Source organism: Knoellia aerolata DSM 18566 (assembly GCF_000768695.1).
Lineage (GTDB): Bacteria > Actinomycetota > Actinomycetes > Actinomycetales > Dermatophilaceae > Knoellia > Knoellia aerolata.
The window spans coordinates 1-362 of sequence record NZ_AVPL01000199.1; the positions used below are offsets into that span (position 1 = coordinate 1).

At 72.1% G+C, this 362-nt stretch carries 1 protein-coding gene; it reads right to left on the reverse strand.

The features are described 5' to 3' along the window. Nucleotides 1-348, reverse strand: a 348-nt coding sequence (locus tag N801_RS19320) for a TonB-dependent receptor plug domain-containing protein (protein WP_245618525.1), incomplete at its 3' end; no start/stop codon positions are given. Nucleotides 349-362 lie beyond the last annotated feature (14 nt).

Consider the following 362-nt stretch of genomic DNA (forward strand, 5'->3'; position numbering starts at 1 on the left):
GAAATGCTGCTGCAGCTGGCCGCCCAGGCCGTCGCCGCCCAGCCGGCTCAGCGGGCTGACGGCGGTCACGGTGGTCTCGGCCACCGGTTCGCCGCCGGCCGGCCGCGTGGTGATGGAGACGATGCCGCCCGTGGCGCCGGCGCCATAGATCGAACTGCTGCCGCGCAGCACCTCGACGCGCTCGATGGTGGCCGGGTCGACGTTGGCGAGGTTGCGCGACGAGTCGCGGTTGGTGTTCAGCGGGATGCCGTCCACCAGCACCAGCACGCCGCGTCCGCGCAGCGTCTGGCCGTAATCGGTCATGGTGCGGCTGGAATCGGCCATGCCCGGCACGGTCTTGGCCAGCACGGTGGCCAGGCTGT